This is a genomic window from Pantoea sp. SJZ147, from assembly GCF_007828605.1.
Taxonomy (GTDB): Bacteria; Pseudomonadota; Gammaproteobacteria; order Enterobacterales; family Enterobacteriaceae; genus Pantoea; species Pantoea allii.
Window position 1 is genome coordinate 78,022 of sequence record NZ_VIVB01000003.1, and the last position, 15,036, is coordinate 93,057.

Sequence of the window (15,036 nt, forward strand, 5' to 3'; positions counted from 1 at the left end):
CCATGTCTATGCAATCTCAAGATATTATTCAACGCTCGGCGACCAACAGCTTAACGCCGCCCCCACAGGCGCGGGACTTTCAGGCCGAAGTGGCAAAACTTATCGACGTCTCCACCTGCATTGGCTGCAAAGGCTGTCAGGTGGCTTGCTCAGAATGGAATGATATCCGTGATGAAGTCGGTCACTGCACCGGTGTCTACGATAATCCGATGGATTTAAGTGCAAAATCCTGGACGGTAATGCGCTTCAGCGAAACTGTGCAGGAGGGCAAACTGGCGTGGTTAATTCGCAAAGATGGCTGTATGCACTGCGCGGAACCGGGCTGTCTCAAAGCCTGTCCTTCTGCTGGCGCGATTATTCAGTACGCTAACGGCATCGTGGATTTTCAGTCTGAGCATTGTATCGGTTGCGGTTACTGCATTGCCGGTTGCCCGTTCAATGTGCCACGGCTGAATCCCGATGATAATCGCGTTTATAAGTGCACGCTCTGTGTGGACAGGGTGAGTGTGGGTCAGGAACCGGCCTGTGTAAAAACCTGCCCGACAGGTGCCATCCAGTTTGGCAGCAAAAAAGAGATGTTGAGCGTGGCAGACGCGCGTGTGGCACAGCTTAAAAAACGTGGCTATGCCCATGCGGGTATCTATAACCCGCCAGGCGTCGGGGGTACGCACGTGATGTATGTTCTGCACCATGCGGACAAGCCAGAGCTTTACCACCATCTTCCCGCCGATCCAAAAATCGCTACGCCAGTTAATGTATGGAAGGGCGTGCTCAAACCGCTTTCCGCTGCGGGATTTATTGCGACCTTTGCCGCGCTTATTTATCACTATGTGGGCATAGGGCCGAATAACGAGACGGATAATGAAGAGGAGAACGATCATGAGTAAGCGCAACATGATCCTGCGTACCCGATTTATCGACCGCGCCTGCCACTGGACCGTGGTGATCAGCTTTTTTCTGGTTGCGCTTTCCGGCCTTGGGCTGTTCTTTCCAACACTACAGTGGCTCACTGCAACCTTCGGTACACCGCAGATGGGACGGATTTTACATCCGTTTTTTGGCGTACTGATCTTTGTGTTGTTGATGGTGATGTTTGTGCGCTTTGTTCGTCACAACATCCCTGACAGGCAGGATGTGCCGTGGATAAAAGGCATTGTCGAAGTGCTCAAGGGCAATGAGCACAAAGTGGCCGATGTAGGTAAATATAATGCAGGCCAGAAAATGATGTTCTGGGCCATTATGTCTTTGATCGTGGTGCTGGTGGTGACGGGCATTATTATCTGGCGACCTTACTTTGCGGCGTATTTCCCCATCACGGTTATCCGCTGGAGCCTGCTGATCCATGCCGCAGCCGCGATCGTGCTGATCCATGCCATTTTGATTCATATCTATATGGCGTTTTGGGTTAAAGGCTCAATTACCGGGATGATTGAGGGTAAGGTCAGTCGTCGCTGGGCGCGGAAGCACCATCCGCGTTGGTATCGTGAGGTGGAGGCGACGGAGAAGGAGGCGGTGGAGACCGCCAGACGGTGTCGATAGCGGTTTTGCAATGGTTCGGCCCGCGAGGCGGTGGAGGTACTGTTTTGCTCCGCGCATATTTTGCCCGCGAGGCAGTGGGGATACCGTTTTGCACTGAGTATGTTCCGCCCGCCAGGCGTCGGGGAGTTTCAGCCTGCCCGTGCAGGCGGTCGGGTTAAGGGGCTCGCGCCAGCCCCTTAACAATCCCGGCGTCCGGCAGCCATCGCTGTCCCTTCGTCACTCACTGCGGCCTGACGGACCGTCCGGATGCGCCCTCCGTGGCGCAGCCGTCCTCGTCGCGGCATCCCTGCCGCGCCGTCCTGGCCTCCGTTCTTTCCTCAGCGCGCCGGATGCCTCCGGAAAACCCTCGCCTGTGGGAACCTGTTCTTTATTTGGTGCGGCTTTGCCTGAGGATTCGTATCGAATGGGTTTTGCCCGCCGGGGGGATTTGTGGTTTTGCACTAAGCATATTCTGCCCGGCAGGCGGTGGGGATACGGTTTTGCACTGAGCATGTTCCGCCCGCCAGGCGTCGGGGAGTTTCAGCCTGTCCGAGCAGGCGGTCGGGTTAAGGGGCTCGCGCCAGCCCCTTAACAATCCCGGCGTCCGGCAGCCGTCGCTGTCCCTTCGTCACTCACTGCGGCCTGACGGACCGTCCGGATGCGCCCTCCGTGGTGCAGCCGTCCTCGTCGCGGCGTCCCTGCCGCGCCGTCCTGGCCTCCGTTCTTTCCTCAGCGCGCCGGATGCCTCCGGAAACCCCCCGCCTGTGAGGGCGTATATTTTTCCGAAATACTGCTTCGCCTGTTATTAACGTGCGCAATCAGAACTGAAGACAGGGAAGCCTGACGAAAATGAAAAAATGAACAGCAATAAGCTGTGATGCTTTTCTGGCATCTGAAGCGATATTTTCTGGCATCTGAAGCGATATTTTCTGACATCTGAAGCGATACAAGAGTTGGTTTTAACACAGTTATCAAAGCGGGGGAGTTGGGCCGGCCTTCCCGTCCCGCTGAGCGGATGCAGGATTTCCGGATGAGCCGACAGGACGTCGGCGAAAGTCAGGCCGCGCCAGGGACGGCGCGTCCTGGCGGTCCGGGAGAAATCCTGAAGCAGCGAAGGGACCGCGCAGCGGCGGGTGGGCAGGACGGGAGTCCGGGGTCAAGGGGCCGCGGCGACTGGCGGCCCCTTGTCGGTCGCCCGCACGGGGCGGACTGAAACTGCCTGCCGCCTGGCGAGCGAAACCTTCTCGGAGCTTTATGACTGAACGCCGCTCAGGCTGGCAACCCGGCAGCCCGGGGTCAAGGGGCCGCGGCGACTGGCGGCCCCTTGTCGGTCGCCCGCACGGGGCGGGCTGAAACTGCCCGCCGCCTGGCGAGCGAAACCTTCTCAGAGTTACATAACTGGATGCCGCTCAGGCTGGCAACCCAGGCTCCCGCATGAGGCTGGCTGAAGCTCTCTGCCGCCTGGCGAACGCAACCCTCTCAACGCTAAATAAAAGGCCCACCGCTCAGGTGATCAGGCAAAGCCATGTTCATGCCATGAACGCCGCCGCCCAGGCCACCATCCAAAGCCACGTTCATACCATGAACAGCCCCCACTCAGGCTAATTCCCCCACTATTTCTGCCTGAACTGGCTCGCATCAATGGCATAGCGTTTCATCTTTCGCCACAGGGTCGTGCGTCCAATATTCAACAGATTCGACATCTCCTGCACCCGACCGTGGGTAACGCGGGCGGCATGAATAATGGCTTCTTTTTCAATCGCGCTAAACGATAAATTGTCCGGTAATAACGAAGAGGACGTCTCGCTATAAGGCTGTTCAGCAAATAAAGACTCAGGCAGGTTACTCAACCGAATGTGACCGTGCTCGCTACTGATAGCGATATTCTCAATGACGCTGTTTAATTCAAAATCGTTACCCGGCCAGCCATAGTTGACTAACTTTGCCATTGCGTCGTTATCAAGTTTAAAACGGGATGAAAACTGTTTTTCCAGTCGGCGCAGGCGGTGAGTGACTAACGTGGGAATGCTGTTGCGCCGCGCCCGTAAAGGAGGAATAACGATTTCAAACGAATGCAGAGCGTAATAGAGCTGGCGGCTAAAACGATTTTGTTCCACCCGTTGTGCTAAATCGACCGACGTGGTGGCAATGATCTTCACATCAACGGGGATTAACCGCTGTGCCTCAAGACGCGTCAAAACCCCTTGCTTCATCACCTGTAAAAGAATCGATTGCAAGGCAGGAGCCAGATACTCAATTTTATCCAGAAACAACGTACCGCCGTGTGCCAGCTCAAGACGACTCAGCCGACCATTTTCCTCCTCGCTGGGCGCATTACCGATAAAATCCTTTCCCAACGTGCTGTCGGCATATAACTGACAGTTAACGGCAATATAGGGCCCGCTCGCCCGGTCACTTTCGTTATGAATAGCCTGACTCAGCAGCTCTTTGCCCACGCCTTCTTCCCCACTCAGCAGTACGGGAAAGCTGCCTTTGGCGGCCTGACGACCAAAATGTATTAAACGCCGCGTGTCCGCATCCTGTTCTGGCATCTGTTCAAAAGTGTGGCTGACTTTTCCCAGTTGGCGGGTCATGAGTTGACGAACCTGCTCAACAGGATGGAGCAGTAAAATAAAGCTGTTGCCCTGAACTTCAACAATAGGCTTCAGGGTAATCACCGCATCAACAAACTGATGCTGGCTCTCAAAGGTGACTTCCACATGCTTTAATCCCTGCGCCTGCTTAATTGCCCGGCGCAACAGGGCGGGCAGGGTAATAAGGTCAGCAATGTTCCTCCCCTGACTGCTTAAGGCATCCAGATGCAGCAGCCGGGCTGCCTGTGCATTCAGAAATTGCAGAACGCCTTGCTCATTCCATGCCATAACACCATCATCCATGCTCTCCAGCAGGCCATAAAGCTGGTTCAGATGGCGGTTAGATTCGGCTAATAAATTGTCCGTTAATAGCGAATTACCCACTTCCCGGGCGATAGACAGCGTGAGGGAAAGATCAGAGGACGCCTGATCCTGACGCAGACAGGCCAGCGCGATAGAGCCAAATAAACGGCCATGATTATCAAATATCGGGGTTGAGCAGAAAGACCAGGCATGGAGCGCCCGTTTAAAGTGATGTTCGCCGTGGGTTTTTACTGGCTGGCCTTCTAAAGCCGCCAGCGACAGGGCGCAGGTACCAATGATGCTTTCAGCACAGTAGCTGCCGTCGTGCAGACCTAATGCCTCAAGCTGCATCAGCGTCTGTGCATCACCACAGCGGTTCAAAATACAGGCGGATTCATCCAGGATAAACAGGGCACAAGGCCGGTTCTCCATGTACTCCCACGCATCCTCAAGTGTTGCCTGACCAAGGGTGAGTAAGGCAGTTTTGCGCCGACAAATTGATTCGTAGGTTAATCCCTGTGCCTGATGTGGCGTTTGCCAGTTACCCCGCTGCATATATTTACTGCAACGCTGCCATGACTGAGTGATCACCGCAGAAACGTCCTTATCGCTATCGGGAGTTAACGCTGTCATATCCATTTCCGCTAAAAGACCATAGAAAATCCCCTTAGCAGACGCGGCTAAGGGGAAGTTGGTGCCCTTACTGATTGGGCCAGCGGTTTACCGGTGACAGATTAACGCGACAGCCACTGCTGTCCCAGCAGGTCGGCAGTGATAATCGCCGCATAAACGCTGTCTGGTGTAACCGGGAACGGCATATTGTGGATGGTTTCCCCTTCCACACAGGCCGCGTCGGCAACCGCCCGAATTTTTCTCTCGATATCCTGTTTCACGCCCATCTGCCCCAGGGTAACAGGCAGTCCTACTTTCTGGCAGAAGGCCAGCACGGTTTCGATCTCTTCTGTCGGGCTGTTCTGCAAAATTAACTGTGACAGCGTACCGAAAGCGACCTTTTCACCGTGGTAAAGATGATGGCACTCCTCCAGCACGGTAAACGCATTGTGGATGGCATGCGCAGCGGCAAGGCCACTGCTTTCAAAGCCAATACCGCTGAGATAAGTATTGGCTTCAACAATACGTTCCAGTGCCTCTGTCACTACACCGGCCTGGGCCGCAAAGCGTGCCTTTTCGCCCTCAGCCAGTAGCGTGTCATAGCACAGTCGCGCCAGGCTTAACGCGGCGGCGGTGGATTTGCCGCCTGCCATGCTGGTTGCGCCAGAGTCATAACACGCTTTTGCTTCAAACCAGGTCGACAGGGCATCGCCCATTCCTGCTACCAGTAAGCGTACCGGCGCTTTAGCAATGATCGTAGTATCCATCACCACCATATCGGGATTTTTGGGGTAGATCAGATACTCTGCAAACTCACCGGTTTCGGTATAAATCACAGACAGTGCGCTGGTGGGCGCATCGGTTGACGCGATAGTGGGAATAACCACCACAGGCAGTTTGAGATACCAGGCAATCGCCTTGGCAGTATCCAGCGTTTTACCACCGCCTAAGCCGATCACGCCACGACAGCCGTTCTGTTCTGCTAGCGCCATCAGGCGGTCGATTTCAGTTCGGCAACATTCCCCGCTGAAGCGCTCTGCATGGCAACTGACATCATGGTCGGCAAGGCCGCTCAACACCTTATCGCCCGCCAGTTTCATTACAAAATCATCTGCAATCACAAAAAAACGATCGGCCAGATCCTTTGCATACTGACCAAAGGACAGGGCGGCATTGGGCCCCTGAATATATTTGGCTGGAGACTGGATAATTTTTGGCATTCCTTTCACCCTCAAGTAAGAACATGTTCGCATGGTGTACGCTGGCGTCTCTCTCTGGCTTAACTGGACATGAAAGCCGGATGATGGCCGACGTCGCTACTCACTTTACGATCGACGGTGGGGTGAAAAAGTTTTGCGGGCAACGTTCTTATATGGAACACCTTGCCGCCCTGCATGTTTCATACTGGAACAATAAACCACGGTAAAAAGTGATGTTGCGATCGGGATCGTCCCCGGCAATGTTAAAATGGCAAAACGATACCGCGATAAGTGCAGTTAAGACGCCAATGTCATAGCCAGCCCAAAAAATCGTGCTTAGTCAGTGGGATTTGCCTGTCACCACGGGAATCATTACCTGCTTTGCCTCTCATTTTTACCCGATAGCCGCGCATGATGTTTCATTATGGAACATATAAATCATCATATTGTTCCGTTATGAAACCCTTCTGGCTGACATTTTTTTTATCCTGAACTCCCTGAGAATCAGTGCATCGACGAGCGGCCTACCGCCGTCAGGATTTCCCAACAATCGGGTTGTCTTTGCCTCAGGCACAGACGACAGCACACCGCCTCCGACGGAGCATGAATAATGAAAAAGCTGATTAACCGAGTGGAAGATGTATTGAGTGAACAACTTGCAGGATTGGCGCTGGCCCATCCTGAACTGACGCTTCATCAGGACCCGGTATGTATGACGCGAGCCGATGCGCCTGTGGCAGGCAAGGTTGCGCTGCTTTCCGGCGGCGGCAGCGGTCATGAACCAATGCACTGTGGTTTTATTGGCCATGGCATGCTGTCCGGTGCCTGTCCCGGCGAAATCTTTACCTCGCCCACGCCAGACAAAATGTTTGAGTGCGCCATGAAGATTGACGGTGGTGAAGGCGTGCTGATGATTATCAAAAATTACACTGGCGACATCCTCAACTTTGAAACGGCAACCGAGTTACTGCATGAAAGTGGCGTAAAAGTGACGACGATCGTTGTGGATGATGACGTTGCCGTCAAAGACAGCCTGTATACGGCGGGACGTCGTGGCGTAGCGAATACCGTGCTGATTGAAAAACTGGTGGGGGCCGCCGCAGAGCGAGGCGATTCACTTGAGGCCTGCGCTGCGCTGGGGAGAAAACTCAACAATTGTGGTCATTCCATTGGCATCGCACTGGGTGCCTGCACCGTGCCTGCCGCAGGAAAACGCTCGTTTGAACTCCAGGATAATGAAATGGAGTTTGGTGTGGGGATTCATGGTGAACCGGGTATCGATCGCCGCACCTTTACTTCGCTGGATAACACCGTCGATGAGATGTTCGAAACTTTGCTGGAGAATGGCACCTACAGCCGCACATTACGTCACTGGGATTTAAACGCCGGCGCCTGGCAAGAGGTGCAGCAAAGTAAGCAGGCCTTGACGCGCGGCGACAACGTCATTGCGCAGGTCAATAACCTGGGCGCGACGCCGCTGTCAGAACTATATGGTGTTTATAACCGCCTGGCGCAACGCTGTGAAGAACATGGCATCACTCTCGCACGGAGCCTGGTGGGCAGTTACTGCACGTCACTGGATATGGTGGGCTTTTCCATCACGCTTCTGAGTGTGGATGATGATTCTCTGGCGCTGTGGGATGCGCCGGTTCATACACCTGCCCTGAACTGGGGCCATTAAGGAGTTCGACATGTCACTTACCCGCTCCCAAATTGTGCGTTGGCTTTACCGTTGTGGCGAGGTTTTTACCCGCGAAAGTGATTTTCTTACCGGCCTGGATCGCGAAATCGGCGATGCCGATCACGGCTTAAATATGCATCGTGGCTTCAGCAAGGTTGTTGAGAAACTGCCTTCTATTGAAGATAAAGACATCGGTTTTATTCTCAAAAATACCGGTATGACGCTGCTCTCAAACGTAGGAGGAGCCAGCGGGCCGCTGTTTGGTACGTTCTTTATTCGTGCGGCTCAGGTTACCCAGGCGCATCAGAGCCTGACGCTGGAAGAACTGTATCAGATGATACGTGAGGGCGCAGAAGGGGTGATCAACCGGGGCAAAGCTGAGCCGGGTGATAAAACCATGTGTGACGTCTGGCTCGCCGTGGTGGAATCACTGCGTCAGTCCAGTGAGCAGAATGTTTCGCTGAGTGCAGCACTGGATGCCGCCTGCGAACAGGCAGAGTCAGCCGCCCAGTCCACCATTACGATGCAGGCCCGTAAAGGGCGCGCCAGTTATCTGGGCGAGCGCAGTATTGGTCATCAGGACCCTGGGGCAACCTCGGTCATGTTCATGGTGCAAATGCTGGCCGCCGCCGCCCGGGAGTAAGGAGAAGCGAATGGTAAACCTGGTGATCGTGTCCCACAGTGCGATGTTGGGGGAAGGCGTAGAAATGCTGGCCCGGCAAATGTTAACCGGTGATAAGTGCAAGCTGGCCGTCGCCGCCGGCATTGACGATCCTGATCATCCCATCGGCACGGATCCGCTGAAAGTCATGGCGGCCATCGAGTCTGTGGCGGCGGATACCGATCATGTCCTGGTGATGATGGATATGGGAAGTGCCCTGTTAAGTGCGGAAACGGCACTTGATCTGCTCGATCCTGCCATCGCTGCCAAAGTGCGCCTGTGTGCGGCACCGCTGGTGGAGGGCACACTGGCGGCGACCGTCAGTGCTGCCGCAGGTGCCGACATCGACAAGGTTATTGAGGTTGCCATGCATGCGCTGGAGGCTAAGCAGGCTCAGTTGGGCATTATCCCTGCCGTGCACACCACCACACTGACCACAACGGCTCTCGATCCGGATGCCCGTTCGGTCACGGTCATCATCAAGAATCATCATGGCCTGCACGTTCGTCCTGCCTCACGGCTGGTTGCTGCCCTGGCAGGACTCAACGCGGAACTTGTATTAGAGAAGCAGGGCCAGTGCGTTAAACCAGACAGTATCAATCAAATCGCCTTGCTGCAGGTGCGATGTAATGATGCCGTCACCTTGTCGGCGAGTGGGCCCGATGCCGAACGCGCCCTGGCGGCGTTTGCATCCCTTGCGGCGGAAAACTTTGGCGAACATCCCGAGTCGATGTTACTAAAAACATCGGCCTCCGCCATTGAAAAGGTCGAGGGTAAGGCGGTGTTTTATCCCTTGCCGCTGGCGCAGCCTGCAAGGTGCCACTGCAGCGATGTCGGGGATGAGCATCGGCGGCTGCAACAGGCAATCGCGGCTACGCTCAGCGACCTGAATGCGCTGGCTACACTGGCAGAGAAAAAATATGGTTCTTCGGTGGCCGCTATTTTCTCAGGCCACCATACGTTGCTGGACGATGACGATCTGTTTGACGCTGCCTGTGAGGTCATTCGCAACGACCAGTGCTGTGCGGAATCTGCGTGGTATCAGGTGCTTATGGAACTGAGCGAGCAATACCAGCAACTGGACGATGCCTACCTGCAAGCGCGTTTTATTGATATCGAAGACATTCTGTATCGTAGCCTTTGCCATCTGAAAGGCAGTGACATCAGGCTGCCGACCCCGGACGTCCCGGCAATTATTGTTGCCGACAACATCTTTCCTTCTGCGGTCGTCAGTCTGGATGCGCGACAGGTAAAAGGCATTTGTTTGCGGGAAGGCAGTGCGCTTTCTCATGCTGCGATTATTGCTCAGCAGGCCGGGATCGCTTTTATCTGCCAGCAGGGCGCGGTACTGGATATTATTCAGCCAGGGGACAGGCTAATGATTGATGCCGATGGACCGCGCGTGAGCAGCTTATAGCTCGGTTTTTATTTGCCTCTGATGTGTGCCTCAGGGGCTTTATTTTATTTGGCTGTCACTCAAATTTTTAGTCATATTTCTCTCTCTCGTCCTTTTAAATTCAACGCATCCCTTTACGTTCTGACGCATTTTTAGCCAGTAATCACTCGATATTTCAATCAGAAAACATAAATAAATGTATTTGCATCAATGCATCTCAGGCAGCGGTTGCCTGTAAATTTCATGTTTATTTTTATTGGGGAATACCAGGGAGGGCTGCATTTTAGTTAACCGGTGCGGCAAACACCCAGCAAACCACAGGTAAAAACAGCAGCAGTGGAGGCGGCATTGGTGTCACGGTGGGCAACCATACACAGCTTAACGGTGCGGTCATCGCCAGTCAGGCCGATGCGGATAAAAACCGTCTGGATACGGGTACACTGGGCTTTACCGATCTGCATAACGAGGCCGACTACAAAACCGAGCACCAGGGTATAGGCATGAGTTCAGGTGCCAGCTTGGGCGGTCAGTTTGCCGGTAATATGGCAAACACCATGCTGGCAGGTGCAGGCGATAAAGGCCATGCTGAAGGGACTACCCAGTCAGCTGTGGCTAACGGTACGATAGTGGTGCGCGATCAGGCTGATCAGAAGCAGGATACCGCCACGCTGAGTCGTGACACGGCACATGCCAACGACAGCATCAGCCCGATCTTTAACAAAGAGAAAGAACAGCAACGACTACAAACCGCACAGATGATTGGCGAGATTGGCAGCCAGGTGGGCGATATTGTCAAAACACAGGGCGCAATTGAAGCGACGCGTGCTGCAAATAATGACATGAAGCAGGTCAGTCCGGAAAAACTGCAGCAGGCTAAAAAGGACTGGGAAAAAGCGAATCCGGGCAAGACGCCGACCAGTGAGCAAATCAGCAAACAGGCCTGGCAGAGCTATTACGACAGTGCGCTTAGTGCTTCGCCTTTCGCTGTGGGTGGCAGCGTACAACGCATTGTTACAGCCGCAACGGCTGCCGTACAGGGACTGGCTTCGGGTGATATCCGCGCCGCCGCCGCCGGTGGCGCAGCCCCCTATATTGCTAACCTGATCGGACATTCAGATTTAGACCCGGCCAGCCGGTTAATGGCGCATGCGGTTGTTAATGCGGCGCTTGCGGCCGCGCAGGACAAAAATATCGCAGCAGGAGCCGCAGGGGCGGTGACAGGCGAGCTGACCGGCATGCTGGCGAGTGAAATCTACGGCAAGAAGCCGTACGAAATGAACGACAGGGAGAAAGAAACCGTCTCGGCGCTTGCAACACTGGCGGCAGGTTTGTCTGGCGGTCTGGCGGGTAGCGGAGCTGCAGATATGGTTACTGCTGCTCAGGCCGGGAAGGTTACGGTTGAGAATAACAATCTGTCAGCCGTTGTGCGTCTTGGCGCCACAGCATGCGCGGAGGTCGCCTCATGCCGTAATATGGTTGTGGAGAAAGGGTTGGGCGCACTACTGGGTATCGGTGTGGCGAAAACGGCGATGGATAATCTTTCCGAGGCCGATCGTACTGTGATACTGGCAGCGGCTATCACGGGTAAAGCCGATGAAATAGAGCGATTAACGCCGGAGCAACTGGCGGCGTATAAGGAAATGGTTGAGGGTCAGAAAGGCACTCTGCTTCCCTTACCGGCGCTTGACCGGCCGCTGGTTGACAGTGTGCTGACGAATCCTACCCCGGAGCAGAACAGAGGCACGACGCTGACCACTCCGGATCAACGTGATCAGAACGGCAGCAGTCATACCGGGAATACCAGCGGTGTGCCGGATACCGGTGGTAATACTACGGTCACACCGATTGCTGAACAAAATAAAGATGAGTTAGCTTATCTGGCGGGTGGTTATGAACCGAACAAAGGTGCTGTCGGGAATATGGGCGAGTTCTTTAAACAACCAGGTTTTGGTAGTTTGGCAAAAGATGGCTCACAGAAAACCAGCAAGATTTATCAAGGACAATCAGTTTATAAAGCCTCTGGCAACCTCAGTAATGAAATCCGTAAAGGAGATCAATTCTATCTGGATGCCAGCCATATGAATCACCTTGAAGTATTTGATAGCAAAGGGAACTTTAGAGTTGTTCTGAATCTGGATGGTTCAACTAATCCAGCTAAAACAAAAGTTGCTGCTGCTGAAGGAAGGAAATTGCCTAAATGATTAAAGAAATAAATTTTGATGAATTAAAAGATATTTATCTTCAGTTGTCGAAAGTGATGCCACAGAAACCAATAGATGAAGATGAGCTTTTGATTGATTATAAAACTCAACAATGCGCCTCATTTCATCGTGGGCTTGAATTGCTTGGGAATGCTAAGGAATTTCTAGTAAAGGCCAAGTTGAATGATGATAAGGTTGCAATACAAGTGGCGCTAGTTTACATCCGGGTGTATTCAATGAATTTATCAGGTTTTTTTGATGCGTTTAGAGAAGATGCTGATGCTTTATTGAAATCTTCTGATTGGCCTAGTATACCCGAAGATTATAAAATACCTGCGTATTATAGCTACCCTGTCAAGTAACAATAATCCTGCCCACATCTGAACAGCACCCAAAAAATTGGGTGCTGTTCAGAATAACTCGCTCAGTGACATTGCACAGGCACAGGCACAGTCTGAAGGTAAGACGCTGGTGCAAAAAGCCGAAGAGCACGTAAAAGCCAAAAATGAACGCTATAAGCAGGAAAACTGTGCAGGAATGAGCGCGTATGTCTGCTCGGTGAAAATGTACACGGAACGGCGTGAAGCGTTAAAAGATACAGTGTCAACGGGGGCTGATTTTTTGCCTGTAGTGGGCACGATAAAAAGTGTAGTGGAGGCGCAATCAGCACTGGATTATCTCAACGCGCCGCTTCGCTAATACCGGGAGAATGTGTTGCATTGGGGGTGCTTAAAGCAGCAGAGAAAGCATTGGCTAAAGGGGACCTTGCTGAAGCGTCTAAGCTTGTTAACGAAGCCAGCGATGAGATTCAGGCAGTTAAACCTTTAGATGTTGGGTCATATAAAGAACTTAAAGATCGCTCAGTCGTTGGCGATGGATTAGAGCATGATCATATTCCGTCATTTGCTGCTATTCGTCAGGCAAAAGAAAATGAGTTGGGAAGAAAGTTAACTCCAACCGAGGAAAAAATCTATATAATAATGCCACAGCTATTGAAGTACCTAAATATGTACATCAGGCAGGCCGTACTTATGGTGGTAAAAATACGCCGTCCCAAATAAAACAAGATGCAATAGATCTTTGTGGTGCAGAATGTCGCGATACAGAATTAGATAGAAAAAATATGCTGGATCGAGGATGTGATCCTAAAATCGTCGATGACGCAATAATAGAAATCAAGAAAAGAAATTCTCAAACAGGAGTAACAAAATAATGTTGATATGGGATGAGTTTGTTAAATTTTTAGGTCGCTCAAAATTCGACATTAAGTTTGTTAATATTTCAAGTGATTTTCATGAGTTGCCTAATATCGAGGGAAGTGTTTTAGGTGACAGAAAATATTATTCTTTTTTACAATCTGGTGTTTTATTCTTATTAGAGGATGAAGTTATAGAACAAATTACTTTTTACGCAACTAAGGATGAGGGTTTTTCTGAATATAAAGGGGAGTTACCATTATCTATTGATAGTTCGGAGGATGAAGCTATGCAAATACTAGGCCACACCTTAGATTCAGGTGGTGGAGAAATAGATGCACTTATGGGTTATATTGACCGTTGGATAAGATATGAAAAAGAGGGATATACGCTTCATCTACAATTTAATCAGAATGATAGATTATCCAGAGTTACTCTTATGAGATAAATATAAATCCCGATCTTACCCTTAATGCCGATCAGTGAATCTAATTAAAAACTGGGAGTTATTAATTCGGACGGGGAAGTTAGTATGGCTGGTGGTGGTAAGCTTATGGGAAGAAGTAGTAATTCCAATGATGGAACTTACTCAAATACTTCTGTTCCCAAAGTCCTCCCTAATCTGCAAGAGTTTACAAATCCAGCCTAAGTGCCAGTAATACCTCAGGGTTGGATAAGTAAACCTGGTCGAGTTCCTGGAAGCACTATTTATTATCCGCCAAACACGGATCCAACTCAGCGAGACAGTACACATATAAGAGTTATGCCACATAGAGTATTTCCAGTATTCGTGCTAGAAAATGGCTACTGGATATTCGTAAAAATGGTCAGCCGACAAACCCTCCTACAGGTGGTACTGGCAATCGCGGTGAAACCCATACACCACTCCCGGCAGATAAAATTCCGCCCAAAAGGTAAGTAAAATGATTACTGATAATGAACTTTGTGAATTTAAACAATCGCTGTTTACTGGCGTTACGGTTGGAATTGGCTCTATAATTTTACTTTTTTCATCAGGGGCGAGAGTGTTAATACAATGCCCGTTTCAATGTGAACAAAAAGAACATTCTCATATGGGGCATGGTGAAGCAGTTTTAACGAGTAATTTTCTTTTTCCTTTTCTTAATAAAAAAGTTGAATTATGTGTTTTTTTAAATGGTGAAACATTAAAAATATCCTTTGGATGTGAAGGGTGTATATATATATCCTGAGGGAAATGGACTGGAGTCTTATGTAATTACTACAAATCAAGGGGGTTATCCTATAGTTGTTTATTGACAAAACTCTCAACTACATTTGAATTACTATGCCTCTGAAATAGTAACTCACCTGAACGGATTTACTAACTACAGGCGTTGGTGGGAATGTTAGGCAATAATTAAGAGGTGAATGTTCTTTTATCCTTCGGATAGAACTTTATAACTATGATTAGATATGTGGAAAGTCTGACTTAGTTAATGTATGTATAAATCATGTTATTTTTAATGTGTTTTGTGTTTTGTGTTTTGTGTTTTGTGTTTTGTGTTTTGTGTTTTGTGTTTTGTGTTTTGTGTTTTGTGTTTTGTGTTTTGTGTTTTGTGTTTTATGTTTTATGTTTTATGTTTTATGTTTTATGTTTTATGTTTTATGTTTTATGTTTTATGTTTTATGTTTTATGTTTTATGTTTTATGTTTT

Annotated in this window: 13 protein-coding genes; 11 read left to right on the forward strand and 2 right to left on the reverse strand. The window is 50.9% G+C overall.

Translation table 11 applies throughout. The annotated features are described in order from the left end of the window. The first annotated feature begins 2 nt into the window (after positions 1-2). Both fdxH and fdnI read left to right on the forward strand, forming a co-directional pair. Positions 3-887 carry a formate dehydrogenase subunit beta gene (gene fdxH / locus FBY13_RS05600; RefSeq protein ID WP_063878567.1) on the forward strand — a complete coding sequence of 295 codons (885 nt, stop codon included), beginning with the start codon at positions 3-5 and terminating at the stop codon, positions 885-887. Further along, complete coding sequence (gene fdnI / locus FBY13_RS05605; RefSeq protein WP_145393699.1) at positions 880-1,539, forward strand: formate dehydrogenase-N subunit gamma; 660 nt, start codon at positions 880-882, stop codon at positions 1,537-1,539. Before fdxH ends, fdnI begins: the two co-directional genes overlap by 8 nt. Before the next feature lie 1,592 nt (positions 1,540-3,131). On the opposite strand, the gene dhaR is transcribed toward fdnI, so the two are convergent. Both dhaR and FBY13_RS05620 read right to left on the reverse strand, forming a co-directional pair. After that, a complete protein-coding gene (gene dhaR / locus FBY13_RS05615; RefSeq protein ID WP_145393700.1) occupies positions 3,132-5,048 on the reverse strand; it encodes a dihydroxyacetone kinase operon transcriptional regulator DhaR in 1,917 nt (638 codons plus the stop codon). A gap of 101 nt (positions 5,049-5,149) precedes the next feature. Continuing rightward, positions 5,150-6,247, reverse strand: a complete 1,098-nt coding sequence (locus tag FBY13_RS05620) for a glycerol dehydrogenase (protein WP_145393701.1) — start codon at positions 6,245-6,247, stop codon at positions 5,150-5,152. 589 nt (positions 6,248-6,836) lie between these two features. Here FBY13_RS05620 and dhaK point away from each other — a divergent pair. The 9 genes from dhaK (at position 6,837) to FBY13_RS05660 (ending at position 14,572) form a co-directional block, all read left to right on the forward strand. Further along, positions 6,837-7,907 carry a dihydroxyacetone kinase subunit DhaK gene (gene dhaK, locus FBY13_RS05625; RefSeq protein WP_145393702.1) on the forward strand — a complete coding sequence of 357 codons (1,071 nt, stop codon included), beginning with the start codon at positions 6,837-6,839 and terminating at the stop codon, positions 7,905-7,907. 10 nt (positions 7,908-7,917) lie between these two features. Further along, positions 7,918-8,550 (forward strand): dihydroxyacetone kinase subunit DhaL, encoded by a 633-nt coding sequence (gene dhaL / locus FBY13_RS05630; protein ID WP_063878571.1) that lies wholly within the window; start codon positions 7,918-7,920, stop codon positions 8,548-8,550. 10 nt (positions 8,551-8,560) lie between these two features. Further along, positions 8,561-9,985, forward strand: coding sequence for a dihydroxyacetone kinase phosphoryl donor subunit DhaM (dhaM, locus tag FBY13_RS05635; protein ID WP_145393703.1), 1,425 nt, complete (start codon positions 8,561-8,563; stop codon positions 9,983-9,985). Positions 9,986-10,323: 338 nt separating this feature from the next. After that, positions 10,324-12,165, forward strand: a complete 1,842-nt coding sequence (locus FBY13_RS23840; RefSeq protein WP_304621913.1) for a VENN motif pre-toxin domain-containing protein — start codon at positions 10,324-10,326, stop codon at positions 12,163-12,165. Continuing rightward, entirely contained in the window at positions 12,162-12,527 is a 366-nt protein-coding gene (locus FBY13_RS05645) for a hypothetical protein (RefSeq protein ID WP_028724052.1), read from the forward strand. The genes FBY13_RS23840 and FBY13_RS05645 overlap by 4 nt, the downstream gene beginning before the upstream one ends. 109 nt (positions 12,528-12,636) lie before the next feature. Further along, positions 12,637-12,864: a hypothetical protein gene (locus FBY13_RS23845; RefSeq protein WP_280523605.1), complete on the forward strand. Its 228-nt coding sequence runs from the start codon at positions 12,637-12,639 to the stop codon at positions 12,862-12,864. Positions 12,865-12,890: 26 nt separating this feature from the next. Next, complete coding sequence (locus FBY13_RS23850) at positions 12,891-13,226, forward strand: hypothetical protein (RefSeq protein WP_304621914.1); 336 nt, start codon at positions 12,891-12,893, stop codon at positions 13,224-13,226. A gap of 151 nt (positions 13,227-13,377) precedes the next feature. Next, on the forward strand, positions 13,378-13,809 hold the full coding sequence (locus tag FBY13_RS05655) for a hypothetical protein (RefSeq protein WP_145393704.1): 432 nt from the start codon (positions 13,378-13,380) through the stop codon (positions 13,807-13,809). A gap of 475 nt (positions 13,810-14,284) precedes the next feature. Beyond that, positions 14,285-14,572 carry a hypothetical protein gene (locus tag FBY13_RS05660; RefSeq protein ID WP_145393705.1) on the forward strand — a complete coding sequence of 96 codons (288 nt, stop codon included), beginning with the start codon at positions 14,285-14,287 and terminating at the stop codon, positions 14,570-14,572. Positions 14,573-15,036 lie beyond the last annotated feature (464 nt).